The sequence below is a fragment of the Amycolatopsis coloradensis genome (genome assembly GCF_001953865.1).
Taxonomy (GTDB): Bacteria; Actinomycetota; Actinomycetes; order Mycobacteriales; family Pseudonocardiaceae; genus Amycolatopsis; species Amycolatopsis coloradensis.
Genome location: NZ_MQUQ01000017.1, coordinates 157162 through 183668 on the forward strand (window position 1 = coordinate 157162; position 26507 = coordinate 183668).

Below are 26507 nucleotides of genomic sequence, written 5' to 3' on the forward strand. Positions count from 1 at the left end.
GAATCACCTCATCCGCACGGTGGCGCGTACTCGAGCCCCGGAAAGCACCTCTCCCACTCTTCCCTCGTGATCCTCGGCGTCGCCAGTGCGCAGATCTCCTCGCCGACGTGGCCCGTGTCCGTCTGCCACAGTTGCACACCGCTGCCGCCGATCGCGAGCGTGCGCCCGTCCTGCCAGTACGCCAGCGAGTTGACCGTCGCGGCGAAGCCCGCTGATCCGCGCCTGGTCGACCGGATTCCGCGGATCGGCCCGAACGCGAGATGTCCGATGCCTTCGGGACTGCCGCCCAGTTTCGCCAGCCGCACGGCGTGCACGCGGTCGGTGATATCCCAGAGTGTCACCGCGGAAGAGTCCAGGCCCTGACTCGCCACCAGCGTCCGCCCGTCGGGGGTGAACGCGAGCGACCACGCGGTCCCGCCGCCGACCGGAAGGACCCGCGGTTCGGCGAACCGGGCCGGATCGCCGATGTCCCACAGCTGGATCGGCCCGTCGTCGTGGCGGAAGGCGAAGGTCTTTCCTCTCGGCGGTGCACGCCAAGGTCGGCACGGACGATCGCGCGGTGCTGCTCGGGCAGGCGCGCAACGCCGGGCTAACGCCATCACTCGTAAGTGCGCGGCGTCCAGACGACTCCGTTCTCGGCTCTGGTCTTCGACGAGCCCACGATCAGCAGGCAGCGCATGTCCACCGTCGCCGGATCCAGCGTGCCGAGGGTGACGACGCGGATGTCCTCCTCCGCGCCCCCGACGTCGCGGGCGACGACCACCGGCGTCTCGGGCGCGCGATGCCGGAGCAGGACGTCACGGGCCTTCGCGAGCTGCGTGGTCCGCGTGCGCGACGCCGGGTTGTACAGCGCGAGCACGAGGTCCGCGGCACCCGCCGCGTCGAGCCGTTTCTCGATGATCTCCCACGGCTTGAGCCGGTCGGACAGCGACAGCACGCAGTAGTCGTGCCCCAGCGGGGCGCCGACCCGGGACGCGGCCGCCTGCGCGGCGGTCACCCCCGGCACGATCCGCACCCGCGTCCCCGTGCCGTGCAGGGTGCTCCCAGCCTGCTCCAGCACGGCCGACGCCATCGCGAACACGCCGGGATCACCCGACGACACCACCGCGACCTTGGCGCCCTTCGCGGCCAGTTCCAGCGCCTCGACGGCGCGTTCGGCCTCGACCCGGTTCCCCGACGCGTGCCGTTGCTGGCCCGCGCGCTGCGGCACGCGCGCGACGTACGGGCCGTAGCCGACGATGTGTTCCGCCGCGGCCAGTTCCCCGGTCGCTTCGGGGGTCAGCCAGTCCGGTCCCGCCGGGCCGAGGCCGACGACCACGACTTCGCCACCGGTGTGGGTTTCGACGGGCTTGACCGGCTCCTGTTCTCCCGCGAGACGCGACGCGTAGGCCGGGCTGGGCAGCAGCGCCAGCGAGAAGTACGGCACCGAGTCCGGGTCGACGTCGGCGAGCGGTTCGACGCGCTGCGCCTGCCAGGTCGCGCGTTCGATGTAGACGGCGTCGTCCAGCTTCCCGGCTTCGGCCAGCGCCTCGCGGACGTTGCCGAACGTGCGGCCGAGTTTGAGCACGGCCGCGGCCTGGGTGTCGGCGAGGCGGCGCGCGAGTTCCGGCGCGGGCAGCGTGCCGGGCAGGATGGTGAGGACCTCGTCGCGCTGCACCAGCGGGCGGCCGAGCACCGACGAGGCCGCGCTGACCGACGTCACGCCGGGCACCACGGTCGCCTCGTAGCGGTCGGCGAGCCGTTCGTGCATGTACATGTAGGAGCCGTAGAAGAACGGGTCGCCTTCGCAGAGCACGACCACGTCGCGTCCGGCGTCGAGATGTTCGGCGAGCCGTTTCGCGCTCAGTTCGTAGAAGTCGGCGATGGCGCCTTCGTAGCCGCCCGGGTGGTCGGTGGTCTCGGTGGTGACCGGGTAGACCAGCTTCTCTTCGAGCTGGCCGTGCCGCAGGTACGGCTCGGCGACCGAACGCGCGATGCTCCGGCCGTGCCGGGCGCTGTGATAGGCGATGACGTCGGCCTCGCCGATCAGCCGCGCGGCCTTGACCGTCATCAGTTCCGGATCGCCGGGTCCGAGCCCGACCCCCCAGAGTTTCCCGAGCCCGCTCATTCGACCTCACTCGCCATCGCGTTGATCGCGGCGACGGCCATCGCGCTGCCGCCGCGGCGTCCGTGCACCACCAGATACGGCGCGGGGGCCCGCCCGGCGAGCTCCACTTTGGACTCGGCGGCGCCGACGAAGCCCACCGGGACACCGATGATCGCGGCCGGGGCGCCGACGCCCTCGTCCAGCAGTTCCAGCAGGCGGAACAGGGCGGTGGGCGCGTTGCCGATCGCCACCACGGAACCGGGCAGCTTGTCGCGCCACAGCTCCAGCGCGGCCGCGGAACGGGTGGTGCCCATCCGTTCGGCCAGGCCCGGCACCTTCGGATCGGACAGCGTGCACAACACCTCGTTGGCCGAAGGCAAACGTTTGCGGGTCACCCCGGACGCGATCATGTTCGCGTCGCAGAGGATCGGCGCGCCCGCTTCGAGCGCCGCCCGGCCGGACTCCACCACGTCCAGGCTGTAGCGGAGGTCGTCGACCAGGTCGACCATCCCGCACGCGTGGATCATCCGCACGGCCAGCACCGCCACGTCGTCGGGCAGGATCGCGAGATCCGCCTCCTCGCGGATGGTGGCGAACGAATGCCGGTAGATCTCGGCCCCGTCCCGGATGTAGTCGATCACTGCTGTCCTTTCACTTCGGCACTGCCCTTTCGCGCCAACGTCCTGGCCAGATCGCCGACCGGGACCCATGCCCCGTCGACCAGATAACCGTCCTCCGTCGCGAGCACGTCGACGTGCTCGCGAGCGGGCTTTCCGCACCGCCGCGCACAACCGGCGAAATGGACCCTCGGGGTCTCGCCGACCCGCGCCGCGTCGGCCCGGACGTCGGCGAGCGACTTCGCGCAGCCCGGACGCCCGATGCAGGCACTGATCCCGAGCGACGGCGCCTGGGGATCGACGATCAATCCCGCGTCCTCGTCCAAGGTGCCGAGGACGAGGATGGAACGCCACGGCGTCACCACGGCGTCCCCGGCCTTCGCGATCGCGCGCGCCTGTCCGGCGGTCAGGCGGCCGAAGACGGGCGCGACCCCGATGGCGTCGCTGAGGGACCCGATAGGCAGGCCCGGGTTCGTGTCGAAGACCCGCGGTTCTTCCTTTTCACCCGGTATGTCGTGAAGAAGTGGTTCCAGGTCGGGAAGTTCGCTGACCCGCCAGGCGGCTCCCCTGATGCGGACAAAGGCGCGCGCGACCGAGATCAGCGCCTCGACGGCGTGCTCCGCGGTGACGCGCAGGCCGGTGTCGGCGCCGTCGAGCAGCAACGCGCCGTCGCGCCAGCAGACGTCGGCACCCTCCCCTGAGACGTCGCCGCGACCGCCGTCGAACGCGAAGAGGAAGCGGCCGGGGAGTTCGGCCAGCTCAGGGACGGCGCACAGGGCCCTGTCGAGCGCCGGGGCGAGTTCTTGGGCGACGCCGCTCAGGGGCGAGGCGAGGATGTTGCGGACTCGTTCATGCGACGGCGAGGGCAGGAGCCCTGCTGCGGAGAGCCTGCTCGCGAGCCCGGGACGGGTGACGCCGCGCAGCTGGACGTTGCCGCGGGAAGTCAGGTGGAGAGCGCCGTCCCCGAGGTCGTCGGCGGCGTCCGTGAGCGCACTGAGCTGGTTTTTCGTGATGGCGCCGCCGGGCAGCCGGACCCGGGCGAGCGGACCGTCGGCCGCGTCGTGCGTGGCGAAAACGCCGGGGCACGCGTCGGCTCGGACACGCGTGCTCGTGGACATGCGCTCACTGTAGATGGCGCCCTCGGGCGAGAGTATTTCTCAGATCATACGTAGTAGGTGTGCTACATTCAGTCGTATCACTGAGATGGGGGTGACCAATGAGAGATCCACAAGACCTGATGATCTCCGTCGAAGATCTTCGGATGCGGTACGGGACGAACGACGTCCTCCACGGCGTGGACTTCACCGCGCACCGCGGCGAGGTGATCTGCCTGCTGGGGCCGAACGGAGCGGGCAAGACGACGACGATCGAGATCCTCGAAGGCTTCCGGATGCGCTCGGAAGGCGAGGTCAGCGTGCTGGGCACCGACCCGGCACACGCGGACGAGAACTGGAGGGCGCGACTGGGGGTCGTCCTCCAGGCCTGGCGCGACCACGCGAAGTGGCGGGTGCGGGAACTGCTGGAGCACCTCGGCGGCTACTACGCGCCGTACTCCACCGACCGCATCAAGCGGCCGTGGGATCCGGACGAACTGGTCGCCGCGGTCGGGCTGACCGAGCACGCGGACAAGAAGGTCCGGATGCTCTCGGGCGGGCAGCGGCGCAGGCTGGACGTCGCGATCGGCATCGTCGGCCGTCCGGAACTGCTGTTCCTCGACGAACCGACGGCCGGGCTGGACCCGGAGGCCCGGCGGGAGTTCCACGAACTCGTGCACCGGCTGACCGACGACGACAACACGACGATCCTGCTGACCACGCACGACCTCGACGAGGCCGAGAAACTGGCCGACCGGATCCTGATCCTGAACCACGGCCGGATCGTCGCCGACGGTTCCGCCGACGCGCTGAGCAGGCAGATCGCCGGCGAGGCCGAGGTGCGCTGGACGCTGGACGGCCAGCGGTTCGTCCACTCGACGACCGAATCGACGAAGTACGTGCACGAACTGTTCAAGCAGCACGGGGACGCCATCGGCGACCTCGAGGTCCGGCGGGCGTCGCTGGAGGACACCTACATGACCCTGGTCCGTAAGGCCGAAGCTCCCAGCTTGGAGGTGAGCGCGCGATGAGGTCGGTTCAGCACAGCGTCCGGCTGGGCATCCGACGAGGCTGGCTCGAAGCCCGCCAGATGATGACCAACCGCGAGGACCTGTTCAATACCTTCATGTTCCCGGTGATCTTCATCATCGTCATGTTCTTCATGCGCGACGCGAAACTGCCGGGCACGGAGTTCTCACTCGGCGCCGCCACCGTGCCGAGTGTGCTGGGCGCGTCGATCGTGTTCAGCGGCATGCTCGGGATGGCGGGCGTCCTCGCCGTCGAACGCGAGGACGGCACCCTCCTGCGTGCCAAGGCGACCCCGAACGGCATGGTCGGCTATCTCGTCGGCAAGGTCGTCACGGTGTCCTTGAGCACGGTCATCGGCATCCTGCTGGTCCTGATCCCCAGCCTGTTCCTGTTCGACGGCATCGCACCCGGCGGGTGGGCGTCGTGGCTGGGTCTGCTGTGGGTGCTGGCGCTCGGCCTGCTCGCCACCATGCCGATGGGCGCGATTTTCGGCTCGCTGACCACGAACGCGCGCAGCATCGGCCTGATCATGCTGCCCACGCTGGGAATCGGCGCGATCTCGGGGATCTTCTACCCGATCACCGCGCTGCCGGAATGGCTTCAAGGGATCGGGCAGGTGTTCCCGATGTACTGGCTCGGCCTCGGTATGCGGTCCTCGTTGCTGCCGGACTCGACGGTGATGATCGAGATCGGGCAATCTTGGCGGCCGTGGGAGACCCTCGGCGTGCTGACCGCGTGGGCCGTGATCGGATTGGCACTGGCCCCGGTCGTCCTGCGGCGCATGGCGCGGCGCGAGTCCGGGTCCTCGGTGGCGGCACGACGGGAAAAGGCGATGCAGCGAATTGGCTAGTTCATGAGCGAGGTCGTTTACAACCGGATCGCGATGCTGCGGGCGGAACGGGGCATCTCCCGCCGCGAGCTCGCCGATGCGCTGGGCGTGCACTACCAGACCATCGGCTACCTCGAACGCGGCGAGTACAGCCCGAGTCTCTACCTCGCGCTGCGGATCGCGGAGTTCTTCGAGGTGGCGGTGGAGATCATCTTCTCCACCGCCCCTTTCCCGCGCATCGGCGATTCCTCGGAGCGGACGGCATGAGCCTGCTGAAGAGGAAACTCGCCCTTCACCCCCGTCCCAAGTACGTGAAGGCCCCCTTCACTGCGCCTAGCGCAATGAAGGGGGCCTTCACGTACTTCAGGGTGACCAGGTCGACCCGGGCACTCGCCCCTGCCGGACACATCACCTTGACTCCCGCCGGACCGCACCGGAGAGTGAGCGGGAACCCACGCGTCGGCAAGCGGAGGAACCCGGTGAGACTCCGGGGCGGTCCCGCCACTGTCACCCCTCCGGCCGAAAGAGGGGAAGCCAGGAACTCCGGCCGTCGCGACCGCACGACCCGGGGCGCGGACACCCCGAGTGAGGACTGCCGTGATCCTGCTTCTGTCCACTTCGGACACCGACCTGCTCAGCGCCCGCGCCGGCGAGGCCGACTACCGGCTGGCCAACCCGGCCCGGCTCGACCTGGCCGAGTTGCCCGCGTTGCTTGACGGCGCCCAGATCGTCGTCGTCCGGATCCTCGGGTCCGAGCGCAGCTGGTCCGACGGGCTCGACACGGTCCGCGCGAGCGGCGCGCACGTGGTCGTCCTCGGCGGCGAGCAGACGCCGGACGCGCAGCTCATGAAGCTCTCGACGGTCCCGGCCGGTACGGCCGCCGAGGCCCACGCGTACCTGGCGCAGGGCGGGCCGGAGAACCTCACCCAGCTGCACCGCTTCCTCAGCGACACGCTCCTGCTCACCGGTGACGGCTTCGAGCCGCCCGCGGTACAGCCGCTGTGGGGAGTCCTCCAACGCACACCGAAGCGAACAGACGGCCCGGTCATCGCGATCCTCTACTACCGCGCGCATCACCTGTCCGGGAACACCGAGTTCGTCCACGCCCTCTCCGACGCCATCGAGGACGCTGGTGGCCGCGCGCTCCCGATCCACTGCGCGTCCCTGCGCACCCGCGAGCCGGAGATGATGGCCGAGCTGGCCAAGGCCGACGCGCTCCTCGTCACCGTGCTGGCCGCGGGCGGCACCAAACCGTCCGAGGTCGGGGCGGGCGGGGACGACGAGGCGTGGGACGTCGCCGAGATGGCCGCGCTCGACATCCCGATTCTCCAGGCGCTGTGCCTCACCAGCGATCGCGAGACCTGGTCGGCCAACGACGACGGGCTCTCCCCGCTCGACGCGGGCAACCAGATGGCCGTCCCGGAGTTCGACGGCCGCCTGATCACCGTCCCGTTCTCGTTCAAGGAGATCGACGACGACGGCCTCCCCAAGTATGTGCCGGACGCCGAGCGCGCGTCCCGCGTCGCCAAGATCGCGCTGGCGCACGCCCGGTTGCGGCACACGCCGCCTCAGGAGCGCAAGATCGCGCTGATGCTGTCGGCGTACCCGACGAAGCACTCCCGCGTCGGCAACGCCGTCGGTCTCGACACTCCCGCGTCCGCGATCGAGCTGCTGCGACGCATGCGCGACCGGGGTTACGACCTCGGCGAAGACCCGTTCCCCGGCGTCGAGCCCACCGGCACCGATCAACCGGACGGCGACGCCCTGATCCACGCGCTCATCGCCGCGGGCGGCCAGGATCCGGAGTGGCTGACCGAGGAACAGTTGTCCGGCAACCCGATCCGCGTCCCGGCCGACAAGTATCGCGAGTGGTTCGCCGAGCTGCCCGCGGAGCTGCGCGAAGGGATGGAGGAGCACTGGGGTCCCGCCCCCGGTGAACTGTACGTCGACAACGGCGACATCGTCCTGGCGTCGCTGCGGTCCGGCAACGTGATCCTGATGATCCAGCCGCCCCGCGGCTTCGGCGAGAACCCGGTGGCGATCTACCACAACCCGGATCTCCCGCCGAGCCACCACTATCTCGCCGCCTACCGTTGGCTGGAGCAGGAGTTCGGCGCGCACGCCGTCGTCCACCTCGGCAAACACGGTTCGCTGGAATGGCTGCCCGGCAAGACCGCGGGCCTCTCGGCCTCCTGCGCGCCGGACGCCGTCCTCGGCAACCTGCCGCTGATCTACCCGTTCCTGATCAACGACCCCGGCGAGGGCGCCCAGGCGAAACGGCGCGCGCACGCCACGATCGTCGACCACCTGATCCCGCCGATGGCCCGCGCCGAGAGCTACGGCGACATGGCCCGCCTGGAGCAGCTTCTCGACGAGCACGCCAACATCGCCGCGATGGACCCGGCGAAGCTGCCCGCGGTCCGCGCGCAGATCTGGACGCTGATCCAGGCCGCGAAGCTCGACCACGACCTCGGTGTCGAGGAACGCCCGCACGACGCGGAGTTCGACGACTTCCTGCTGCACATCGACGGCTGGCTGTGCGAGGTCAAGGACGCCCAGATCCGCGACGGCCTGCACATCCTCGGTGCCGCGCCGGAGGGTGAGGCGCGGATCAACCTCGTGCTCGCGATGCTGCGCGCCCAGCAGATGTGGGGCGGCAAGCAAGGTGCTGTTCCGGGCCTTCGTTCCGCCTTGGGGCTGAAGGAGAACAGCGACGCTCCACTGTCCGAAGTGGACGCCATCGAGCAGAAGGCCCGCTCGCTCGTCGAGGCGATGGAGGCCAGGGACTGGTCCCCTGCCGCCGTCGCCGAGGTCGTCGCCGACACCCCCGAACACCAGGAGGTCGCCCGCGTGCTGACCTTCGCCGCCACCGAGATCGTGCCGCGCCTGGCGGGCACCGGTGCCGAGATCGACGCCGTGCTCCACGCGCTCGACGGCGGCTACATCCCGGCGGGTCCCAGTGGTTCTCCCCTGCGTGGCCTGATCAACGTGCTGCCGACCGGCCGCAACTTCTACACCGTCGACCCGAAGGCCATCCCGAGCCGCCTCGCCTGGGAGACCGGGCAGGCACTCGCCGACTCGCTTCTCCGCCGCTACAAGGAGGACACCGGTGACTGGCCACGTTCGGTCGGCCTCTCGGTCTGGGGCACGTCGGCCATGCGCACGTCGGGTGACGACGCGGCGGAAGTCCTTGCCCTGCTGGGTGTCCAGCCGGTCTGGGACGAGGCGTCACGGCGGGTCACCGGGATCGAGGCGATCCCGCTCGCCGAACTCGGCCGCCCGCGGGTCGACGTCACCGTGCGGATCAGCGGTTTCTTCCGCGACGCCTTCCCGCATGTGATCGCCCTGATGGACGACGCCGTGCGCCTGGTCGCGAACCTGGACGAACCGGACGAGCAGAACTTCGTCCGCGCCCACACCCGCGCGGATCTCGCCGCGCACGGTGACGAACGCCGGGCCACCACGAGGATCTTCGGCTCCAAGCCCGGCGCGTACGGCGCGGGCCTGCTTCCGCTGATGGACTCCGGGAACTGGCGGGACGACAAGGATCTCGCCGAGGTCTACGCGGTGTGGGGCGGCTTCGCCTACGGCCGCGACCTCGACGGCAGGCCGGCGCGCGAGGACATGGAGAACTCGTACAAGCGGATCGTGGTCGCGGCGAAGAACACCGACACCCGTGAGCATGACATCGCCGACTCCGACGACTACTTCCAGTACCACGGCGGCATGATCGCGACGGTCCGCGCGCTGACCGGGACCGCTCCGGCGTCCTACGTCGGCGACAGCACCACCCCGGACGCGGTCCGCACCCGCACCCTCGGCGAGGAGACCGCCCGCGTCTTCCGCGCCCGCGTGGTCAACCCGCGCTGGCTGGCCGCGATGCGCAAGCACGGCTACAAGGGCGCCTTCGAACTGGCGGCGACGGTCGATTACCTCTTCGGTTTCGACGCCACCGCCGGGGTGGTCGGCGACTGGATGTACGAGAAGCTCACCGAGTCCTACGTGCTCGACGAGGTCAACCAGGAGTTCCTGCGCCAGGCCAACCCGTGGGCGCTGCGCGGCATCATCGAGCGACTGAACGAGGCGGCCGATCGGGGACTGTGGGCGGAGCCGGACGCCGATCTTTTGGCTCAGCTACGCGAGGTCTACCTCTCGCTGGAGGGCGACCTCGAATCCTGAGAGCCTCGCTGTCACCCGCTGGAGCAGCCGCTTGGCACTCCCGGCGGTACCACTGTCGTATGCGCGGAACTTAGCGTGGCAGGGGCGGTGGGACGACAACGATCGGGAGGACAGCGATGATCAAGCGTCTGTTGAAGGTCGTGCTTCGCCACGGTTGCTGCTCGGCGTGCACCGGTCTGGGCTGCGGCTGCTGCGACGCCTGCAAGTAGCTCAAGGGCGGACACCCGGGATATGGGTGTTCGCGCGGCGGACGTCGGCGGCGAGGGCAGGCACCTCGATCACCCGGCGTCCGGCCGCTTCCAGCGTTTCGGCCCCGACGCAGTCGACGAACACCGACGGCTCGCGCCAGGCGAACACGACACGCGGGATACCGGCGTCGAGGATGAGCCGGGTGCAGCTCCTCGGATGTGAGGTCCGGGAGCTGCACGGCTCCAGCGACGTGTACATGGTCGCGTCCGCCAGTCTCGGATCTCCTGGTTCGAGCTTGGCGAGCGCGGCTTCTTCGGCGTGGTTCGCCGGATCACCGTCGCCGGAGTAGCCGGTGGAGATGACTTCGCCGTCGGCGTCGGTGATGACCGCGCCGACGCGGAACGTCCGCGGCGGGCAGTTCTCGGCCAGGGCGATGGCCTCACGCAACCGCAGAATGTCCACTTCGGACGGTTCGGGCGTGGCGTGGTACTCCAGCACGGCGATGTCGCCCAGCCTCGTCGTGCCGGTCAGCGTCAACCCACGCGGGAACGCGCCGGGCCCGGTGAACCGGGGCGCTCGCGGGTCGCCGACGAAGAACGGCGCGATCGCCAGATGCAGCTCGTCGACCAGTCCTTCGGTGAGAAACCGCGTGTGGATCGCGCCGCCGCCCTCGACCATCAGCCGCCGTACGCCGCGGGAGTGGAGGTCGGCCAGCATTTCCCGCAGGCCGATCAGCTCGACAACCGTCGCTTTGACCCCCGTGACGACGCCAGGCGGGGCGTAGACCAGCTTCTCCGCGTCACCGACAGTGAAGAACTGCGCCGCCGGATCGAGTGACCCGCTCCGCGTGAGCGTGACCTTGACCGGCTGTTCCGGACGCCCGGCGGCGACCCGCTCGGCGACCAGGTCGGGTGAGCGGACCAGCAACCGCGGGTTGTCGGTGCGGACGGTGTTCGCGCCGACCAGGATCGCGTCCGAGGCCGCCCGCAGCCCGTCCACCCTGGCCCAGTCGTCCTGGTCGGACAGCACGAGCCGGTTGTCGGTCGCGTCGTCGAGATAACCGTCCAGCGAGACCGCGGCGGACAACAGGACGTGAGGGCGTTCGATCACGTCCGCCAGTATGCCCCGGCCAGTCGCGGGTCGCCGAGGTGACAGACCGTCGCTCGGGGCGTTTGGGGCTTGTGCCAGGTCCTCGATTACCGAAATTCGGCGACAACCGCACGGAACCCACGGAGCACCAAGAGAGCGCAATAACGGTCAGCACACATCCCGGATTTCCCTTGCCACGACTGGCACTACCGAATATCGGCGACGGTGGCGAGGAAATCACCGACTCCGACAATCTGAAGGCCATGAATACCGCCGTGGATTCGTTGGAAGACAACGCATCCGTTGCCCTCGCGCAAGCGGCGCCGGCGGGGATCGCCCTGGCCCAGCTGAACCGGCATCGCGAAGGCACGCGTAGCGTCACCCATGAAGCCGCGTTCGCCCTGTCGGTGGGCGCCAAGTACGCGTCGCCGCCACCGAGGCGTTGATCATCAGGCTGCCCCGTACCCTTGGCTTAATGGACAAGGGCCAGGTGGACGGGTTCGGCGTGATGAGAGTCGTTACGGCCACAGCATGGCTGTCCGACGAGGATGCCACCGGCCCGCCCAGGCCTGCGACCTCGACCACTCCATCCCGTGGCAGTTCCGGGCCAACACCGACCGGCCCAACCTACGACAGCACGCCTCCGCCGCTGCACACACCCCGCGCCGAGGAGCCACCGTTCTGATCCTGTCGCCGCGAAACGACGACGCTTGTTCAGGCGAGCCACGGGACTGCCTTGCTTCCGCATGAATACAGCTTTCGTTGCGCAGTGTTCGGCGATGGCTTTCACATTCCGCGCGGCGGCGGTGAAGTCGCGCCGGGCAGGCCCACCATTCCTGACCGCTCCGTTGCCGCGAAACGGCAACTAGCACGAAACCGCGCGGACCGTGATCGCGCCCCAGCGAGACCGCGGCGGACAACAGGATGCCCGGGGAGAAATTCGGTCGCATCGAAGCCGCGTGCGGGCTACCCTGGCCTTATGTTCTTGTGAGACGAACCTGCGCCCTTATCCCACCTCCTTCGCAGGGAGTCTCATGTCTACTTCACTGACGCTTTCCGACGTCACCTTCACCTGGCCCGACGGCGGCCCGGTCTTCGAACACCTCTCGCTCACCGTGGGTATCGGCCGCACCGGCCTCGTCGGCACGAACGGGTCCGGCAAGTCCACGCTGCTCAGGCTGCTCGCGGGCGGGCTGCGGCCCGAGTCCGGCTCGATCACCGCACCGGGGGAAATCGGCTACCTGCCGCAGAACCTCGTCCTCGACACCGGCCGCCGCGTCGACGACGTGCTCGGCGTCACCGCGATCCGCTCGGCGATCAAGGCCGTCGAGAATGGTGACACCACTGAGGAGCACTTCGCCACCATCGGCGACAACTGGGACGTCAAGGAACGCACTCGCGCGATCCTCGACAGGCTCGGCCTGGGCGCCGTCCGCCTGGACGAGCGGGCGGGGGACCTGTCCGGCGGCGAGCTCACACTGCTCGGGCTGGCCGCCCTGCTCCTGCGCCGTCCCGCCGTGCTGCTGCTCGACGAGCCCACGAACAACCTCGACCTCCGGGCCCGCGAACTCGTGCACCGCGAGGTGGAGGGCTGGAGCGGGATCCTCGTGGTGGTCTCCCACGACCGCGAGCTGCTCCAGCTGGTCGACCGGATCGACGAGGTCCGCAACGGCGAAGTCATCACGTACGGCGGCAACCTCGCGGACTACGAGCACGCCGTCGAGGTGGCCCAGGAAGCCGCGCGCAGGCATGTCCGGGCCGCGGAATCCGACGTCAAACGACAGAAGCGGGAACTGGTCGAGGCCGGGATGAAACTCGACCGGCGGGCCCGCTACGGCCAGAAGATGTGGGACCAGAAACGCGAACCCAAGGTCCGGATGCGTAAACGCCAGGAGGACGCGCAAATCGCGGCGGGCAAGCACCGGAATCTGCACACCGACAGACTGGAGGGCGCTGTCGAAACGCTGAAAGCCGCCGAAGAGCTGGTGCGCGAGGACGCCGAGATCCGCGTCGAACTCCCGGAAACCCTGGTATTCCAGGGGAACGACGTGCTCCGGATCGACGCCGTTCCCCGGTTCGGCCCGCCGGTGAACCTGCACGTCATGGGCCCGGAGCGGATCGCGCTCGTCGGCCCGAACGGTTCCGGCAAGACCACCCTGCTCCGCACGATCACCGGCGAACTCCCGCCGCGCTCGGGTGAGGTGGGGCTGTTCGTCCCCGCCCGGCTGCTTCCCCAGCGGCTCGACGTCCTCGACGACACACTGTCCATAGTGGACAACGTCCGGCGGGTCGCGCCGTCGCTCACCGACAACGAGATCCGCGCCCGGCTGGCCCGGTTCCTGTTCCGGGGCGCGACGGCCGACCGCGAGGTGGCGTCACTGTCCGGCGGGGAGCGGTTCCGCGCGGCGCTGGCGGCGTTGCTGCTCACGGAACCGACACCGAAACTGCTCCTGCTCGACGAGCCGACGAACAACCTCGACCTGGCGAGCGTGCGACGGCTCACCGAGGCGTTGCGGGCCTATCGGGGCGCGTTGATCGTGGCGAGCCACGACCGGCCGTTCCTGACGGACCTCGGCATCACCCGATGGCTGGAGATCTAGCCGGGGTGAGGCAAAGGTGGCGTCCTACATGCTGGCTCCGAGTGCTGATCTGGGTGTCGCGAAAGCCACTTTCGGGACATCTGATGTCCCGAAAGTGGCTTTCGCGACATGCCCGGTGCAGGTGGTGTGGCCCCGAAGGTCCGCACTCGCGTACTCGGCCCGAAACTCGCGTGTTCAGACCCGTAACTCGCGTGTTCAGACCCGTAACTCGCGTGCCAGGACCCGCAACACACCTGTAGTGGCGAGTTACGGGCCCGAACACACGTGATCGCCGTTCAGACACGCGAGATCGCCATTCAAACACGCGAGATCGCCGTCCAAACACGCGAGATCGCCGTTCAGACACACGTGATCGTCATTCAAGCACGCGAGGTCGCCGTCCAAGCACGCGTGATCGCCGTTCAGGCGTCGAAGTCCACGGTGACGGCTTCGGAGACCGGCACCGACTGGCAGGTGAGCACGAAACCGGCGTCGACTTCGGCCTTCTCCAGCGCGAAGTTGCGCCGCATGTCCACCGTGCCGTCGCAGATCTTCGCCCGGCAGGTCCCGCATACCCCGCCCTTGCAGGCGAACGGCAGGTCCGGCCGGTACTTCTGCGCGCCGTCCAGCAGGGAGGAGTTCCGCGGCAGCGTCATCGTCGTCGACCGGCCGTCGAGGACCAGTGTCACCTCGCTGGAGGACCCCACGACGGCCGGATCGACGTGGTGCACCGGCTCCGGCGGAGTGTCCACATAGAACAGTTCCTGATGGATGTTCTCGCCCGCGACGTCCAGCGAGCGCAGCAGTTCCCGCGCGCCGGTCACCATCTCGAACGGCCCGCACAGCCACCAGTGCGCGACGTCTTCGATCGGGATCAGCACGGTGCACAGGCGCCGCAGTTTCTCGACGTCCAGCCGGCCGGTGAACAGTTCGGCCTCGCGCGGCTCGCGGGAGAGCACGTGGACGAGTTCGAGCCGGGCGGGGTAACGGTCCTTGAGGTCCGCGAGGTCGTCGGCGAACATGACGGTGTCCGTGCGGCGGTTGCCGTAGAGCACCGTCACCGTCGCCTCGGAATCGCTGAGCAGCGAGGACGCGATCGACAGCACCGGCGTGATCCCGGACCCGGCCGCGACCAGCACATGGTGCCCGGCGGCCGCCAGATCCGGGGTGAACTGCCCGGTCGGCGCCGCGACCTCGATCTCGTCGCCGGGCCGCACGTCGTGCACGAGCCACGACGAGAACAGCCCGCCCGGCACCTCGCGGACGCCGACTCGCGGAGCCGCACCGGCAGGCGCGCAGATCGAGTACGACCTGCGCTCGTCGCGGCCGTCGACCTCGCGGCGCAGGGTCAGCGACTGACCGGCCTTGAAGCGGAAGGTTTCGGCGAGGTCTTCGGGCACGTCGAAGGTCACCGCGACGGCGTCGTCGCACAAACGCTGGACGTCGGCCACCGTCAGCGTGTGGAAACCCGTGCGGCGGAGCGTGGCAGTCACTAGATCTCCTTGACGTGTTCGAACGGTTCGAGGCAGAACCGGCAGCGGCGCAGGGCTTTGCACGCCGTCGCGCTGAACCGGGACTGTTCCTCGGTGTCCGCGGAACCGCAGTGCGGGCAGCGGACCGACGACACCGGCGGGCTCAGCGTGAGCGGGATCGGGCCGGTCCGCCGCGGCGCGGCCCCCGGCGGCGCGATCCCCGCTTCGGCCAGTTTCCGCTTGCCGTCGTCGGTGATCCAGTCCGTCGACCAGGCAGGCTGGAGGACCGTGCGGACCTCGACCTCGGCGTAGCCCGCGCCGGTCAGCGCGTGGACGAGGTCGTCGCGCATGGTGTCCATCGCCGGGCAGCCGGTGTAGGTCGGGGTGATCGCCACGACCACGCGACCGCCGGATTCGGTCACTTCACGCAGCACGCCGAGGTCGGCGAGGGTGAGCATCGGCAGTTCCGGATCGGTGACCGTGGCCGCCACGGCGTACGCGGTCACCATGTCGCGTCCGGGTGTTCCCTGGCGACGCTCTGCAGTTCCGCCAGCAGGAGGCCCATCCGCTCGGTGTGCACGCCGTCGCGGCCCATCCGGCCGGAGACCCCGGCGAGCGCGCCGGTTTCAGGCCGGGTCAGGGTCGCGGCGGCGAGCACCTCGTCGAGGATCGCGTCGAACTCGGGCCGCAGCGACGGCGCATCGACGAACTCGACCTCGTGCGCGGTGAACAGCTCGCCGAGGTAGGGCCAGACCGCGTCGATGCCTTCCTGCATCCGCTCACGCGACAGTTCGGTTCCGTCGCCGAGCCGGACCGCCCACTGCGCGGCGTAATCCCGATGGTAGGTGACTTCCTTGACTCCCTTGTCCGCGATGGCCGCGAGCACGGGGTCCACAGAGGACTGCAACCGCTGCAGGAGCGCGAGCCGCCAGATCGAGAACACCAGCAGCCGGGCGATCAGATGCCCGAAGTGCCCGCCTCCGAGTTCGGCGAGCCGGACGTTGCGGTACTCCTGCTCGCTCCGGAAGAACGCGTAGGAATCCTCGCTCCGGTCGCCGCCGTCGGCCTTGCCCGCGCGGGCCAGCAGCAGCCGCGCCTGCCCGAGCAGGTCGAGCGCGATGTTGGCGAGCGCGACCTCGTCCTCGAGTTCGGGCGCGTTCGTGCACCACTCCTGGAGCCGGTGCGAGAAGATCAGCGCGTCGTCGCCGAGCATCAGGCAGTAGGCCGCCAGCCTGGCACCGTCCACACCGGACGGGACCGTGGTGTCCACTCCGGACAGTGGATCCTCGAACCCGGTGCCGAAGGCCCAGCGGGAGTCGTTCTCCTCGGTGATCGCCTCGTAGGCGTTGTCGAAGCTCATGTCAGATGTGGGGGACGTTGTCGGGGATGTCGTAGAACGTCGGGTGCCGGTACACCTTGTCGCCGCTGGGCGCGAAGAACGGGTCCTTCTCGTCCGGCGAGGACGCCGTGATGTCCGACGCGCGCACGACCCAGATCGACACGCCTTCGTTGCGGCGGGTGTAGAGATCGCGGGCGTGGTGCAGCGCCATGTCGTCGTCCGCCGCGTGCAGCGAACCCACGTGCACGTGGTTCAGGCCGCGCTTGCCCCGGACGAACACCTCGTACAACGGCCAGTCGTGCTTCATGCCGAAGCCCCCTTCTTGGCGGCGTGGGCCGCCGCGCCTTCCCGCACCCAAGCGCCGTCTTCCTGTGCCCGCCGCCGGTGCGCGACGCGCTGGGCGTTGCAGGGACCGTTGCCCTTCAACACGTTCTTGAATTCGTCCCAGTCGACGGCGCCGAAGTCGTGGTGCCCGCGTCCGGCGTTCCACTTCAGGTCCGGGTCCGGGAAGGTGACGCCCAGCGCCTCGGCTTGCGGGACGGACATGTCGACGAACCGCTGCCGCAGCTCGTCGTTGGTGTGGCGCTTGACCTTCCACGCCATCGACTGCGCGGTGTTGGGCGAGTCCGCGTCCGGCGGGCCGAACATCATCAGCGACGGCCACCACCAGCGGTTCACCGCCTCCTGCACCATCGCACGCTGCTTTTCGGTGCCCCGCATCATCGTCATCAGCAGTTCGAAACCCTGCCGCTGATGGAAGGACTCCTCCTTGCAGATGCGGATCATGGCGCGGGCGTACGGCCCGTACGAGCTGCGGCACAGCGGGACCTGGTTGCAGATCGCCGCGCCGTCGACCAGCCAGCCGACCACACCGACGTCGGCGAAGGTCAACGCCGGGTAGTTGAAGATCGACGAGTACTTCTGCTTGCCGTTGATCAGCTTGTCGGTCAAATCCGCGCGGTCGGCGCCGAGGGTGGCCGCGGCCGAGTACAGGTAGAGCCCGTGCCCGGCCTCGTCCTGCACCTTGGCCAGCAGGATCGCCTTGCGCCGCAAGGAAGGCGCGCGGGTGATCCAGTGGCCCTCCGGCTGCATGCCGATGATCTCCGAATGCGCGTGCTGCGCGATCTGGCGGATCATCGTCTTGCGGTAACCCTCGGGCACCCAGTCGCGCGGCTCGATGCGCTGGTCACGCTCGATGGTCGCTTCGAAGTGCCGTTCGAGGTCTTCCTCGGACTGTGTTCCTTCAAAAACCGTCGCGGTCATGACTGCTCCTTCGCCACCAGGGTCAGCACGTCGTACTTGGCGACCGAGTCGCCGTCTTGGTTGGTCACGTCGGCGTCCCAGCGGACCTCGCCGTACTCCTGGTCGATCCGCGGGGTGATCTGCTTCGCGGTCAGGGTCACGGTCAACGAGTCGCCGACCTTGACCGGGGTGAGGAACCGCAGGTTCTCCAGGCCGTAGTTGGCCAGCACCGGGCCGGGTTCCGGCGAAACGAACAGGCCCGCGGCGAACGAGACCACGAGGTACCCGTGCGCCACGATGCCGCCGAACAGCGGGTTCGCCGCGGCCGCCTCGGGATCGGTGTGGGCGTAGAAGGTGTCGCCGGTGAATTCGGCGAAGTGGTCGACGTCGGACCGCAGGACCGTGCGCGGCCCGGCGACCACGGAGTCACCGATCTTCAGCTCCGCCAACGACTTCCGGAACGGGTGGACGTCGCCTTCGGTGCGCGGGGCGCCGGTGACCCAGCGGCCGGTGACCGTGCTGAGCACCTTCGGGCTGCCCTGGACGGCCGTGCGCTGCATGTGGTGCAGCACGCCGCGGACGCCGCCCATCTCCTCGCCGCCACCGGCGCGGCCGGGACCGCCGTGGACCAGCTGCGGCATCGGAGAACCGTGCCCCGTCGACTCCTTGGCGTCGTCGGCGTCCAGCACCAGCAGACGGCCGTGGTACGGCGCGACACCGAGGACGACCTCGCGCGCGAATTCGGCGTCGGCGGTGACGATCGAGCCGACCAGGCTGCCGCCGCCGCGAGCGGCGAGCTCGATGACCTGCTCGGTCGAGGTGTAGGGCAGCAGCGTCGCCACCGGGCCGAACGCCTCGACCTCGTGCGGCTCGGAACGCTCCGGGTCGGCCTTCAGCAGCACCGGCGAGAGGAACGCGCCGCGTTCGGCGTCCGCGCCGACGACGTCGACCTGCTCCGGGTCGCCGAAGACGACGGTGCCGACGTCCAGCAGCGCCTTGAGCGACCGCCGGACCTCCTCACGCTGCTCCAGGCTGGCCAGGGCACCCATGCGGACCCCCTCGGCGGTGGGGTTGCCGACGGTGACCTTGGCCAGACGCGCGCTCGCGGCCTCGGCGACGGCGTCCAGCAGGCCGGCGGGCACGAAAGCGCGGCGGATGGCGGTGCACTTCTGGCCCGCCTTGACCGTCATCTCAGTGGTGAGCTGCTTGACGAAGAGGTCGAACTCGGTGGTGCCGGGTTCGGCGTCCGGGCCGAGGATCGAGCAGTTCAGCGAGTCGGCCTCGGCGGTGAACCGGACGGAGTCGCGCACGATCGCCGGATGCGCGCGGAGCTTTCGCGCGGTGGACGCGGAGCCGGTGAACGAGACGAGGTCCTGCGCGGTGACGTGGTCGAGCAGGTCGCCGACGCTGCCCGCGACGAACTGCAGCGTGCCCTCGGGCAGGATGCCGGAGTCGATGATGATCTCGACCAGCCGCGCGGTCAGGTACGAAGTCTGACTGGCGGGCTTGATCAGGCTCGGCACCCCGGCGAGGAACGCGGGCGCGAACTTCTCCAGCGGGCCCCAGACCGGGAAGTTGAACGCGTTGATCTGGACGGCGACGCCCCGCAGCGGGACGGCGATGTGCTGGGCGACGAAGGTGCCGCCCTTGCTCAGCGGCTCGACGTTGCCGTCGACGTAGACGGTGTCGTTCGGCAGTTCGCGCTTGCCCTTGCTGGAGTAGGCGAACAGCACGCCGATGCCGCCGTCGATGTCGACCATCGAGTCGCCCTTGGTCGCGCCTGTCCGCGCCGAGAGCGCGTACAGCTCGTCGCGGTGTTCGCGCAGGTGGGAGGCCAGTGCCTTCAGTAGCGCGGCACGCTGGTGGAAGGTCAGCTCACGCAGCGCGGGGCCGCCGGTGCGGCGGCCGTACTCCAGCGCGGCGGCGAAGTCGATGCCGTCGGACGAGACCCGGGCGACCTCCTCGCCGGTCGAGGCGTCGTGCAGCGGTACGCCGACAGCATCACCGTTGTCCGCCGTGTGCCATCCGCCGGAGACGTAGCTGCGCAGCAATGCCATGGGGCGACCCTTCAATGGTGGATTAACAGACCATCCGTTCAGTAATTCACTGTAGCTCGTGACCCGGCGCTTGCAAACCCCCGGACGGCGGTGGACCCTTGACATCTGCGCGAAGTCGCGCCTTTACTGGCGACATCCTTTAACAACCGTCCATTCGGTCAGTAACCAGGCGGTGCGATGACGACCAACGCGGCCAACGCGATGTTCACCGGCGACCGGGCGTCGAACGCGCTGGGTATCGAGCTGGTCGAGGCCGCCGAAGGGCACGCCGTCGCCACCATGAAGATCACCGAAACGATGGTGAACGGCCACGACATCGCGCACGGCGGCTACGTCTTCCTGCTCGCCGATACGACTTTTGCCTGCGCCTGCAACAGCCATGGACCGGTGACCGTCGCTTCCGGCGCGGAGATCTCCTTCGTCACCGCCGGACGCCTCGGCGACCACCTCATCGCCACCGCCACCGAGCGGACCCGCTACGGCCGCAACGGCATCTACGACGTCACCGTGCACCGGGAGACCCCCGGTGGGCCGGAAGTCGTCGCCGAATTCCGCGGCCGCAGCCGCACCATTCAGAAAGCATCCCGATGAGCGCCTTCAGCGACGACGCCGAGAACCTGACCATCGACGAACTCAAGTCGCTGCAACTGACGCGCCTGCGGTGGACGCTGCGGCATGCCTACGACAACGTGCCGTTCTACAAAAAGAAGTTCGACGAGGCGGGCGTTCACCCGGACGACTGCAAGGCGCTGGAAGACCTGGCGAAGTTCCCTTTCACCACCAAGCAGGACCTGCGCGACAACTACCCGTTCGGCATGTTCGCCGTACCGGAAGCGCAGGTCAGCCGGATCCACGCGTCCAGCGGCACCACCGGTAAACCGACCGTCGTCGGCTACACCGCCGAGGACATCGACGTCTGGGCGACGGTGATGGCGCGGTCGATCCGCGCGGCGGGTGGGCGGCCGGGCGACAAGGTCCACGTGGCCTACGGTTACGGGTTGTTCACCGGCGGCCTCGGCGCGCACTACGGCGCCGAGAAACTGGGCTGCACGGTGATTCCGGCGTCCGGCGGGATGACAGCGCGCCAGGTGCAGATCATCACCGACTTCAAACCCGAGATCATCATGGTCACCCCGTCGTACCTGCTCACGCTGCTCGATGAATTCGAACGGCAGGGCGTCGACCCGCGGGCGAGTTCGCTCAAGGTCGGCATCTTCGGCGCGGAGCCGTGGACCGAGCAGATGCGCACGGAGATCGAGGAACGCGTCGGCATCGACGCCGTCGACATCTACGGCCTCTCCGAAGTGATGGGCCCCGGTGTCGCGCAGGAATGTGTCGAGACCAAGGACGGGCTGCACATCTGGGAGGACCACTTCTACCCCGAAGTGATCGACCCGTTCACCGAGAAGCCCATCCACGACACCGGGGAACTGCTGTTCACCTCGCTCACCAAACAGGCGATGCCGATCATCCGGTACCGCACGCGCGACCTCACCCGGCTGCTGCCGGGCACCGCGCGGCCGGCGTACCGGCGGATGGAGAAGGTGACCGGGCGCAGCGATGACATGATCATCCTGCGTGGCGTCAACGTCTTCCCCACGCAGATCGAGGAAGTCGTGCTGGTGACCCCCGCGCTCGCGCCGCATTTCCAGCTGATCCGGTCCACGAAGGGCCGGATGGACCACCTGACCGTCCGCGTCGAAGCACGTCCGGACGTGCCCGCCGAGCAGCGCGAACAGGCCGCCGCCCGGCTGATCGCCGGGGTCAAGGACGGTGTCGGCGTGAGCGTCGGCGTCGAGGTGGTCGACCCGGACACGCTGGAGCGGTCGCTGGGCAAGATGCGCCGCGTCCTCGACGAGCGGGACCGCGGGTGACGGCCCCCGCCCGCCGGGGCCGTCCCGGCTACGACCTCGAGTCGCTGTTGCAGGTCGCGGTCAGGCTGTTCAACGAACGCGGCTACGACGGCACCAGCATGGAAGACCTCTCCCGCAAACTCGGCATCACGAAATCCGCGATCTACCACCACGTGCCGAGCAAGGAGGAGCTGCTGCGGCTCGCCGTCGACCGCGCGCTGAACGGCCTGTTCGCCGTCGCCGCCGAGACGGAATCCTTCGAGGGCAAGGCCATCGAGAAACTCGAGCACCTGGTGCGGGGCAGCGTCCTCGTGCTGGTCGAGCAACTGCCGTTCGTGACCCTGCTGCTGCGCGTGCGCGGCAACACCAAGATCGAGCGGGCGGCACTGGCGCGGCGGCGCGAATTCGACCGGCTGGTCACGGACCTGGTGAAACAGGCCGAAACCGAAGGCGACGTGCGGCCCGACATCGATCCCGCGGTCACCGCGCGGCTGCTGTACGGCATGGTGAACTCGCTGATCGAGTGGTACCGGCCGCGCCGGGGTTCGGCGGGGACGGAACTGGCGGACGCGGTGTGCAAGATCGCGTTCGAGGGCCTCCGGACCCAGTAGCCGAAGGACGCTTTCCCCGCATGTCACGCGGGGAAAGCGCCCTTCACCGCGTCGCGTGCGGTCATGGCCCCCTTCAGCCCCCGAGTACGCCGCTCACCTCGTTCGGCGTTCCAGGAATCGTGCCGGTCGCGGTCTTCGTGCCGGTGGCGAGGTCGACCGCATGGATCTCCTTCTTGCCGGGATCGGTGACGTAGGCGGTTCCGCCACGGACGAAGATCGCCGGACGCGGCTGCTGCCACTCGATCGGTTCCTGCCAGGAGCCGAGCACGGGGATCTTCCGCGTCACCGAACCGGCCACCGGGTCGATCACGTGGATCTGCCCGTCGGTCCCCAGCACCAGGGCCTCGCCCTGAGGGCCGCGGGCCAAGGACCGGAAGGTGTAGCTGGTCCCGATGTCGACGTGCTTGAGCGTGGCCTTCTCGGTGTCGATCAAGGACACCCGGCTCGGCCGTTCCAGCTCGGCCGCTTCATCGACCTTGTAGTCGCCCAAGGTGATCGGGGAGACGTCCGAGCCCGCCTGGTTGCCGATGCGTCCGTAGGGATCCGGGCTGGTCACCTTGGTGATGGTGCCGTTCCGATAGATCAGCACACCGGTTTGGCATCCGACCACCACCGCTTCGCCGCGCGCGGCGGCTTCACCGTGTACGCCGGGGCACTGCTCGTTGCGCGCGATCTCCTTCTTGTCCTTGTCCAGCACCACGATCCCGGACCGCTTGTCCTCGTTCCCGACGGTGGTGACCAGCTCGCCGTTTTCGAGTTCGACGGCCACACCGTGATGCGCTTCCGGCGTCTTGTGCTTCGGCGAGGGCAGCGCAGCGGTACCGATCGTCTTCGGATCGAAGACGGTCACTTCACCGGTCCCGTCGGCGAACAGCACCGTCTTGCCGGCGTGCCGGACGACGTGACCGGGCTTGGCCGCCTTCACCTCGTTGTCCGTCAGCACGGCACCGACGGCGTCGAGGACCCGGAACCCGGTGGAGGTCGAGACCAGGAGATGCCGGTCGTTCCCGGCGGGGTTGAGCCGGTTGAAGCCCTCCAGCGGGATGTTCTTGGCTTCCTTCAAGGACTTCCCGTCGAGCAGGACGATTCCACCGGCATAGGTGACACCGACCGGATCGGCGACGACCGGTGCCGGCGCCGCTTCCTTTCCGGCTTCCGCCGCCGGCTGCTCGGTCGCGCAGGCGGCGAGCACGAGCGCGCTCGTCGTCGTCGCCATCAGCGCGAAGTATCGGGTTTTTCGTGCCATTTCACTGTGCCTTTCGTCTGTTCCGGTCAGGAACGGGTCAAACCGGTGGTGATCGATTCGGTGTTGGCGCGCATCATTTCCAGATAGGTGGCCGCGCCCTGGCCTGATTCGCTGAGCGATTCCGAGAACAGCGGGGTCACCTGGACGTGCAGCCCGGCTTGTTCGGCCAGCACCCGTGCGAGCCGGTCCGGCTGCGAGGAATCGGCGAAGATCACCGGCACCCCGGCCGCGCGAACGGTGTCGGCGAGTGCTTTCAGATCCGAGGAGCTGGGTGAGGCGAGCGTCGTCCCGCCGGGGATCACCGCGCCGACGACCTGGAAGCCGAACCGCTGAGCGAAGTAGCCGAACACATGGTGATTCGTGACCAGCTTCCGGCGTTCGGGCGCGATCCCAGCGAACTTCGCGGTCATCATCTTGTCGAGCGTCTCGATCTCCCCGCGATAGCGTTCCGCGTTGGCGCGGATCACCGCTTCGTCGACCCCGTCGACATGCGCGACGACCTCGTCGGCGATCGTCTTCACCGCGTCACGCACCCGTGCGGGATCCGTCCAGAAATGGGGATCCGGCTTGTTGTCGGCGTAGCTGATCGGGTTGGCCCGCTCCCCGGCGGGAAGCGACGGCACGCCGCTTTCCTCGGCTGTGCGGACAGTGCGCAGCATGCCCTCCTCGAGTCCGAGTCCGTTGTAGACGATCAGACCGGCACGCTCGACCTTGGCCGCCTGCTGCGCGGAAATACCGAAGGAATGCGGGTCGGCGTTCGGCTTCATCAACACGGTCACCTCGGCCTGATCGCCGACGACGGCGCGGGTGATGTCGCCGAGAATGTTCGTGGTGACGACGACCGACGCGCTTTTCCCGCCGCTTCCCGAGCATCCGGCCACCGCCAGCAGCGCCACCACGAACAGGGCGAGTACGCGACACTTCATCGGCCGGTCTCCACGATGTGGCCCGCCTTGCCGCCGACCCTCAGTGTCCTGGCGCGACGGAGGTTGTCGTTGTAGTCGATTTCGTACACCTCGGCCGAGAGCGGGTTGTTGACGTAGGCACGGGTCGAGTCGACCTGGATCGTGGGCATGTCGGCGGCGGCCGCTTCCGGCGTCATGAGCGGGATGGCCGTCTGTTCCTTTCCGGCGCCGTCGAAGGAACGCAGCTGTCCGTTCCGGGCGAGCACCAGCAGCGGGCCGCCCTCCCCCACGGCGTTCACCGCGGCGACCGGACCGGTCTCGACGTACTGCCAGCTACGGCGGGCGACGTCCAGTGACCACACCGCGGACTCCCCTGCCCTGGCCGCGAGCGTGGCGGCACCGGGTCGATGGAAGAAGGCGGTGACACGTTCCTGCGCGGTGACATTTCGAGGGTAAGGGATCTTCACCCCGGTGAACGCACCGTCCTTTTCGGTCACGAGCAACGCGCCGTCCGCGCAACCGAAGACGACCCCGCGCCGGGTCACCGCCTGGCCCTGGAGTTCGGGGCACGACTGATCGATGTCCGCCACGGCTTTCCCTTGACGGTCATGGACGCGCACTCCCCGGGCGAGCGGCTTCCCCGGGTCCGCCACCGTGGCGATGAGGTGCCCGCCGAAGGGAATCGCGACACCGGCGTGCGGCTCGCGCGCGATCTTCCCGAGTTCGCTCACGGACCCCCTGTCGAGCGCGACTCGATCGAGCACCGTCGCCGTACCGTCCGAATAGGACAGAACCGAGACCACGGGGTCGCTGTAGGCCGCCAAAGGTTGTTTGCCCGGTGCCACGCCGACTTCACGGACCTTCGCCCGGTAGTAGTGGACGTGGTCACCGTGGTCGACCATCCAGGAGCCGCTGTCGATCACGCGGGTCGTGCCGTCGCGGGCGGTCAGGTAGCCGAAGCGGCCGTCGCCGGTCATGGACCGCACGCTGTCGACTCGTCCGGCGTCGTATACCTCCTCGGTGATCAGGTCCACGACGCGCACGGCACCCGTGTCCGGGTCGGCGACGATCAGCCGGGACTGCGCCTCGGCCGTCTCTTCGGCGCCTTCGACATAGCCGTGCGGGACTTCCGCGGTCACCTCCCCCCGCGGCTCCGCGCCGCACGCCGCCAAGGTCAGCGCCGTGACGACGGCCGCCACTGCTTTCACTTTCATCGTGAGCACTCGATCTCCGGTGTCAGGGAACGGAATCGCTGTCGTACGAAGGACAGGGACGCGGACAGAAAGAACAGCAGGACCGCGACGGCGGCGATGGTCGCGCCCGCCGCGGTACCCCCATGCCAGGACACGAGCAAGCCGCCGACCGTGGCGGCGACGCCGAACAATGCCGCGATGAGCATGATCGTGGTGATCCGCCGCGACCAGAAGAGCGCCGCCGCGGCCGGGGCGATGAGCAGTCCGAACACCAGGAGGGTCCCCACGACGCGGAACGACGCGACGATCGTCAACGTGACCAGCCCGAGCAGCATCGCGTTGGCCAGACGGGGGTGAAGCCCCAGTGTGTGTGCCTTGCGGAGGTCGAAAGTGAGCGCGGTGAACGCGCGATGTCCCAGCAGAGCCACCGCCCCCACGACGACCAGGGTGATCGCGAGCCCCACCAAGTCGCCGGATCCGACGGCGAGCACGTCACCGAACAGGAATCCGGTGAGATCGACGGCGAACGACCGCGAGTGCGACACGATGATCACGCCGCTCGCGAGCATGCCGACGAAGAGCAGCCCGATGGTGGTGTCCTCGGACAGCCGCCGCGAACGCCCGAGGGCCGTGACGCCGAGCGCCATCACCCCGGCGCTGATCGCCGCGCCGATCAGCAGGTTCACGCCGGTCAGCGAGGCGATCGCCACGCCGGGCAACATGCCGTGCGACATCGCGTCGCCGATGAAGGCCATGCCGCGCAACACCACCCACGTGCCCACGACGGCGCACACCACTGACACGAGCACTCCCGCCACCAGCGCACGCTGCACGAACGACACCTCGAAGGGGATCAGCAACCAGTCCACGCGTCACACTATAGTGGTAATGATTGTCA

24 protein-coding genes and 1 riboswitch are annotated in these 26507 nt (G+C 68.9%); of the genes, 9 read left to right on the forward strand and 15 right to left on the reverse strand.

Annotation, left to right across the window (positions count from 1 at the left end; translation table 11 throughout):
- Nucleotides 1-8 precede the first annotated feature (8 nt).
- The 4 genes from BS329_RS29990 to BS329_RS30005 are packed head-to-tail and all read right to left on the reverse strand — an operon-like array spanning nt 9 to nt 3821.
- Nucleotides 9-599: a WD40 repeat domain-containing protein gene (locus BS329_RS29990; RefSeq protein ID WP_076164813.1), complete on the reverse strand. Its 591-nt coding sequence runs from the start codon at nt 597-599 to the stop codon at nt 9-11.
- Nucleotides 599-2107: a precorrin-2 C(20)-methyltransferase gene (locus tag BS329_RS29995; RefSeq protein ID WP_076164815.1), complete on the reverse strand. Its 1509-nt coding sequence runs from the start codon at nt 2105-2107 to the stop codon at nt 599-601. The genes BS329_RS29990 and BS329_RS29995 overlap by 1 nt, the downstream gene beginning before the upstream one ends.
- Complete coding sequence (locus BS329_RS30000; protein WP_076164817.1) at nt 2104-2727, reverse strand: precorrin-8X methylmutase; 624 nt, start codon at nt 2725-2727, stop codon at nt 2104-2106. The genes BS329_RS29995 and BS329_RS30000 overlap by 4 nt, the downstream gene beginning before the upstream one ends.
- A complete protein-coding gene (locus BS329_RS30005) occupies nt 2724-3821 on the reverse strand; it encodes a precorrin-3B synthase (RefSeq protein ID WP_076164818.1) in 1098 nt (365 codons plus the stop codon). Before BS329_RS30005 ends, BS329_RS30000 begins: the two co-directional genes overlap by 4 nt.
- Before the next feature lie 98 nt (nt 3822-3919).
- On the opposite strand from BS329_RS30005, the gene BS329_RS30010 reads away from it, so the two are divergent.
- The 4 genes from BS329_RS30010 (at nt 3920) to cobN (ending at nt 9834) form a co-directional block, all read left to right on the forward strand.
- On the forward strand, nt 3920-4828 hold the full coding sequence (locus tag BS329_RS30010) for an ABC transporter ATP-binding protein (protein WP_076164820.1): 909 nt from the start codon (nt 3920-3922) through the stop codon (nt 4826-4828).
- Nucleotides 4825-5676, forward strand: coding sequence for an ABC transporter permease (locus tag BS329_RS30015; protein WP_076164822.1), 852 nt, complete (start codon nt 4825-4827; stop codon nt 5674-5676). Before BS329_RS30010 ends, BS329_RS30015 begins: the two co-directional genes overlap by 4 nt.
- A 3-nt stretch (nt 5677-5679) precedes the next feature.
- Entirely contained in the window at nt 5680-5922 is a 243-nt protein-coding gene (locus tag BS329_RS30020) for a helix-turn-helix transcriptional regulator (protein ID WP_076164824.1), read from the forward strand.
- A gap of 202 nt (nt 5923-6124) precedes the next feature.
- A riboswitch (cobalamin riboswitch) is annotated at nt 6125-6199 on the forward strand.
- A gap of 53 nt (nt 6200-6252) precedes the next feature.
- Nucleotides 6253-9834, forward strand: coding sequence for a cobaltochelatase subunit CobN (gene cobN, locus BS329_RS30025; RefSeq protein WP_076164826.1), 3582 nt, complete (start codon nt 6253-6255; stop codon nt 9832-9834).
- Between the two features lie 210 nt (nt 9835-10044).
- On the opposite strand, the gene BS329_RS30030 is transcribed toward cobN, so the two are convergent.
- A complete protein-coding gene (locus BS329_RS30030; RefSeq protein WP_076164827.1) occupies nt 10045-11133 on the reverse strand; it encodes a dihydrofolate reductase family protein in 1089 nt (362 codons plus the stop codon).
- A gap of 170 nt (nt 11134-11303) precedes the next feature.
- Between BS329_RS30030 and BS329_RS30035 the strand changes: the two genes are divergently transcribed.
- Together BS329_RS30035 and BS329_RS30040 are read left to right on the forward strand one after the other, a co-directional pair.
- Nucleotides 11304-11558, forward strand: coding sequence for a hypothetical protein (locus tag BS329_RS30035; RefSeq protein WP_076164829.1), 255 nt, complete (start codon nt 11304-11306; stop codon nt 11556-11558).
- Between the two features lie 588 nt (nt 11559-12146).
- The gene (locus BS329_RS30040) at nt 12147-13712 is read left to right on the forward strand and encodes an ATP-binding cassette domain-containing protein (protein WP_076164831.1); all 1566 of its coding nucleotides are present in this window, start codon (nt 12147-12149) and stop codon (nt 13710-13712) included.
- A gap of 401 nt (nt 13713-14113) precedes the next feature.
- Here BS329_RS30040 and paaE read toward each other — a convergent pair whose 3' ends face one another.
- The 6 genes from paaE to paaZ are packed head-to-tail and all read right to left on the reverse strand — an operon-like array spanning nt 14114 to nt 19801.
- Nucleotides 14114-15184, reverse strand: coding sequence for a 1,2-phenylacetyl-CoA epoxidase subunit PaaE (gene paaE, locus BS329_RS30045; protein ID WP_076164833.1), 1071 nt, complete (start codon nt 15182-15184; stop codon nt 14114-14116).
- The gene (gene paaD / locus BS329_RS30050; protein WP_076164834.1) at nt 15184-15672 is read right to left on the reverse strand and encodes a 1,2-phenylacetyl-CoA epoxidase subunit PaaD; all 489 of its coding nucleotides are present in this window, start codon (nt 15670-15672) and stop codon (nt 15184-15186) included. Before paaD ends, paaE begins: the two co-directional genes overlap by 1 nt.
- On the reverse strand, nt 15666-16523 hold the full coding sequence (gene paaC, locus BS329_RS30055) for a 1,2-phenylacetyl-CoA epoxidase subunit PaaC (RefSeq protein ID WP_076164837.1): 858 nt from the start codon (nt 16521-16523) through the stop codon (nt 15666-15668). The genes paaD and paaC overlap by 7 nt, the downstream gene beginning before the upstream one ends.
- Nucleotide 16524: 1 nt before the next feature.
- Nucleotides 16525-16809 carry a 1,2-phenylacetyl-CoA epoxidase subunit PaaB gene (paaB, locus tag BS329_RS30060; RefSeq protein ID WP_005168080.1) on the reverse strand — a complete coding sequence of 95 codons (285 nt, stop codon included), beginning with the start codon at nt 16807-16809 and terminating at the stop codon, nt 16525-16527.
- Complete coding sequence (paaA, locus tag BS329_RS30065; RefSeq protein ID WP_076164839.1) at nt 16806-17765, reverse strand: 1,2-phenylacetyl-CoA epoxidase subunit PaaA; 960 nt, start codon at nt 17763-17765, stop codon at nt 16806-16808. Before paaA ends, paaB begins: the two co-directional genes overlap by 4 nt.
- The gene (gene paaZ / locus BS329_RS30070; RefSeq protein WP_076164841.1) at nt 17762-19801 is read right to left on the reverse strand and encodes a phenylacetic acid degradation bifunctional protein PaaZ; all 2040 of its coding nucleotides are present in this window, start codon (nt 19799-19801) and stop codon (nt 17762-17764) included. The genes paaA and paaZ overlap by 4 nt, the downstream gene beginning before the upstream one ends.
- A gap of 201 nt (nt 19802-20002) precedes the next feature.
- Between paaZ and paaI the strand changes: the two genes are divergently transcribed.
- Genes paaI through BS329_RS30085 form a run of 3 tightly spaced genes read left to right on the forward strand, consistent with a single transcriptional unit; the run spans nt 20003 to nt 22265 of the window.
- Nucleotides 20003-20392 (forward strand): hydroxyphenylacetyl-CoA thioesterase PaaI, encoded by a 390-nt coding sequence (gene paaI, locus BS329_RS30075; RefSeq protein ID WP_076165023.1) that lies wholly within the window; start codon nt 20003-20005, stop codon nt 20390-20392.
- Nucleotides 20389-21675, forward strand: coding sequence for a phenylacetate--CoA ligase PaaK (gene paaK, locus BS329_RS30080; protein WP_076164842.1), 1287 nt, complete (start codon nt 20389-20391; stop codon nt 21673-21675). The genes paaI and paaK overlap by 4 nt, the downstream gene beginning before the upstream one ends.
- Entirely contained in the window at nt 21672-22265 is a 594-nt protein-coding gene (locus BS329_RS30085) for a TetR/AcrR family transcriptional regulator (RefSeq protein ID WP_076164844.1), read from the forward strand. The genes paaK and BS329_RS30085 overlap by 4 nt, the downstream gene beginning before the upstream one ends.
- Before the next feature lie 73 nt (nt 22266-22338).
- Here the strand turns inward: BS329_RS30085 and aztD are convergent, their stop codons facing one another.
- From aztD to aztB, 4 genes are read right to left on the reverse strand one after another with little or no spacing between them, the layout of a single operon-like run.
- Nucleotides 22339-23511, reverse strand: a complete 1173-nt coding sequence (gene aztD, locus BS329_RS30090) for a zinc metallochaperone AztD (RefSeq protein ID WP_076164846.1) — start codon at nt 23509-23511, stop codon at nt 22339-22341.
- Nucleotides 23512-23537: 26 nt separating this feature from the next.
- The gene (gene aztC, locus BS329_RS30095) at nt 23538-24437 is read right to left on the reverse strand and encodes a zinc ABC transporter substrate-binding protein AztC (protein ID WP_076164848.1); all 900 of its coding nucleotides are present in this window, start codon (nt 24435-24437) and stop codon (nt 23538-23540) included.
- A complete protein-coding gene (locus BS329_RS30100; RefSeq protein WP_076165025.1) occupies nt 24434-25630 on the reverse strand; it encodes a hypothetical protein in 1197 nt (398 codons plus the stop codon). The genes aztC and BS329_RS30100 overlap by 4 nt, the downstream gene beginning before the upstream one ends.
- A complete protein-coding gene (aztB, locus tag BS329_RS30105; RefSeq protein WP_076164850.1) occupies nt 25627-26478 on the reverse strand; it encodes a zinc ABC transporter permease AztB in 852 nt (283 codons plus the stop codon). The genes BS329_RS30100 and aztB overlap by 4 nt, the downstream gene beginning before the upstream one ends.
- Nucleotides 26479-26507 lie beyond the last annotated feature (29 nt).